Raw genomic sequence first — 1,888 nt, 5'->3', positions numbered from 1 at the left:
TCTTAGGTAGACTACTCATATTTTCTACAACTACTCAACCTGATCTAGATTAAAATCTAGTCCAGATTACTCAAAAGCTCTTTAGATTTTCTTTACGAATCACCTCTAAAAGCCTTACTTGCCAAACAATTTAGTTCGGGGAAGCTAAATTTTGATTTAGATTTAACAGTACCCGCATGGGTGCGTAATCTTTGGGATAGTGGACTATACCCCTTTGAAGCCCCCTTTAGTTATAAAATCTCTAATCGTTACTTTATTACTTTTCCCTTTACTTTTCCTTTAGTAACAGCCCCTTTTCATGCCTTGTTCGGCTATAGAGGTTTTTATATAGTTCCATTGTTATCTACCTGGTTAATCTGGTTTAATTTTTATCGAGTTTGCCAATTTTTCAAAACTAGCTTACTTGCAACCTCTCTAGGTTTGGCTACACTTATATTTGCTTCTCCACTAACTATGTATAGTGCGATGTATTGGGAACATACACTTGCAGTTAGCCTAGCCTTTGGTGGACTGGCGATGATCTTAACTAAAGGACAAAAAACCTTTACCAAAAAAGATGCAGTAACGAGTGGTATATTAGTGGGCTTGTCCGTTTGGTTTAGACCAGAATTTCTCGCTCTAGTTGCAATTTTAATTCCGCTAATTATTGTTTCATATAGATTTAAATTAAGCTATATCAATTTTATTGATAAACATAAAACAATATTTATTGTGAGCCTAATTGCTACAGTTTCCTGCTTCTTTATCATTAATAAATTAATTTATAGTCATCCTTTAGGCGCTCATGCACTACAAGTTGTAGAAGAATTTTCTTGGCAACAAAGGCTACTAAGTGCTAATAAAATTTTTGGGAGATTGTGGAAGAGTTTCCGAGAACACTTCCCTATCATATATTTCATCATCATCTTTACTGGTTTGTCAGAATTGTATCAAGCAATAAAACAGACAGACGTAATGAAAAAAATTGCTGTGATATCTATCCCCTTTATCATTCTAGTACCTATACTTCTTCCTAGTGACGGTGGTAAGCAGTGGGGACCTAGATTTTTGTTGATTCTTATTCCTCTACTGAGCTTACTAACAGTATTTCTTTTAGAGTCAACTTTATATATCAGAAAATTTGGTATCAAATATATTAGTAGTGCTATCTTTGTTGCATTATTTGTTGTTGGCTTTCATGCAAATACATTCATGGGGATAAATCACAGTTATTTCACTGGTAATACAGAAGCTATAGATATCCTCAACTTTTTCCGTCAGGATACTCATCAAATTGTAGCTGTTGCTCATCAATATATTAGTCAAAGTTTTGAATCTGCTTTTGACGATAAGATATTTTTTCTCACAAAAAAACCAGATGATGTGAGTAAGTTAGGATTAGCTTTGCATGAACAAGGTTATGAAAATTTTGTTTACGTATGTGCTTCTTATGATCCATGCTTTTCTTCGCCAACTATACCTAGTAAATTAGATATTTCTGCAAAAGACCAATTGTTGCGTGTTCAACTGACAGAAATCAAAAAGAACAAAAAGTACTCTATCCAAGCAGCCAAAATTATCGCTACATCAACAAACATTAATTAGCTTGATGAAATACTTGTGTCATGGTGTATTTATTCCCAGATAAATACTTAATCTGGGAATAAATGTAGGGTGGGCAATACCTACCCTACAGATACTTATATTTTTCCAAGGATCAAATAGGATGCCTGTAAAAGTAAGGTAAATAATATAACAAAAAGTCCTAGCATTTGTACATTAAAAAAAGTTATATTTAACACCAGAAGTGTTGAATGTTAAGAAAAAGCCAATAAAAATAGCCCAAAATATGTTAGATTTTGGGCGAAGGATTAAAATATTTTAGTTTAACAGTGATTATAAATTCATT

General features: G+C 33.0%; 1 pseudogene. It reads left to right on the top strand.

Features of this window, described 5'->3' with window-relative positions:
* Positions 1–111: 111 nt before the first annotated feature.
* Positions 112–1,584 (top strand): annotated as a pseudogene (locus tag H6G18_RS24460) (LA_3751/LA_3752 family putative glycosyltransferase); the annotation flags it as partial.
* Positions 1,585–1,888: the final 304 nt, after the last annotated feature.

The organism is Anabaena subtropica FACHB-260, from assembly GCF_014697105.1.
Classification (GTDB): domain Bacteria; phylum Cyanobacteriota; class Cyanobacteriia; order Cyanobacteriales; family Nostocaceae; genus Trichormus; species Trichormus subtropicus.
This window is presented reverse-complemented; position numbering and strand designations above follow the sequence as displayed.